Origin of the sequence: Pseudomonas sp. MF6396, from assembly GCF_002018915.1 — a bacterium.
Lineage (GTDB): Bacteria > Pseudomonadota > Gammaproteobacteria > Pseudomonadales > Pseudomonadaceae > Aquipseudomonas > Aquipseudomonas palmensis.
The window spans coordinates 1-1196 of sequence record NZ_MVOK01000089.1; the positions used below are offsets into that span (position 1 = coordinate 1).

Here is a 1196-nt window from a genome sequence, read left to right on the forward strand (position 1 = left end):
TAGGGAAATCCTGAAAAAGACTTCCTGATTTGGCAAAATCCCCGGACACCAATCGCCGAGCTTTTCGATGATGAAACAAATGACCTTCGCCGATGCCGAGTACGCCGGTAAGCGCAAGCAGACCCGCAAGGAGCTGTTCCTGATAGAGATGGATCGGGTCGTACCCTGGGAGGGTTTGATTGCTCTGATCAAACCTCATTACCCAAAGGGCGAAGGGGGCCGTCCAGCCTATCCGCTGATGGCGATGCTGCGGATTCATCTAATGCAGAACTGGTTCGGTTACAGCGATCCGGCGATGGAAGAGGCGCTGTACGAGACGACGATCCTGCGCCAGTTTTCCGGTCTGAGCCTGGAGCGAATCCCGGATGAAACCACCATCCTCAACTTCCGTCGCCTGCTGGAAAAGCATGAGTTGGCCACCGGTATTCTCGGCGTGATCAATGGCTATTTGGGCGACCGTGGCTTGTCACTGCGACAAGGCACCATCGTCGATGCCACTCTGATTCATGCGCCCAGTTCGACCAAGAACAAGGACGGCAAACGCGACCCGGAAATGCATCAGACCAAGAAGGGCAACCAGTATTACTTCGGTGCCAAAGCTCACATTGGTGTCGACGATGAGTCCGGGCTTGTGCACAGCGTGGTGGTCACTGCGGCCAACGTCGCGGACGTAACCCAAGTCGACAAACTGCTGCACGGTGGTGAGAACGTGGTCTGCGCTGATGCGGGCTATACCGGTGTAGAGAAGCGTGAAGAGCATGAGGGGCGCCAAGTCATCTGGCAGATTGCAGCCCGGCGCAGCACTTACAAAAAGCACGGTAACCGCAGCGCGTTATACAAAGCGATACGTAAGATCGAAAGAGCCAAGGCCCAGGTTCGCTCCAAGGTTGAGCATCCATTTCGGGTGATCAAGCGCCAGTTTGGTTATACGAAAGTGCGCTTCCGAGGCTTGGTGAAAAACACTGCTCAGATGGTGACGCTGTTCGCCCTGTCGAACATTTGGATGGCGCGTCGACATTTGCTCTCCAATGCAGGAGAGGTGCGTCCGTGAAGAGTGAAGTGACTGCTGCGAGGTGCTTGCAGCGGCAAAAAAGGCTGAAATAGACGGCAGGTTTGACCGGGATTTGAGCGGCTACCGTTTTTTGAAAGTGTCGATGGCGAAGTAGCCGGAAAACAGGGGCTACTTCAGACCATCC

At 55.1% G+C, this 1196-nt stretch carries 1 protein-coding gene; it reads left to right on the forward strand.

What is annotated here, in order from left to right:
- Positions 1 to 70: 70 nt before the first annotated feature.
- A complete protein-coding gene (locus MF6396_RS28065; protein WP_024086516.1) occupies positions 71 to 1051 on the forward strand; it encodes an IS5-like element ISPa26 family transposase in 981 nt (326 codons plus the stop codon).
- Positions 1052 to 1196: the final 145 nt, after the last annotated feature.

Excerpts from the sequence above, each read along its gene's own strand:
- MF6396_RS28065 (WP_024086516.1), top strand. The coding sequence starts at position 71 with ATGAAACAAATGACCTTCGCCGATGCCGAGTACGCCGGTAAGCGCAAG.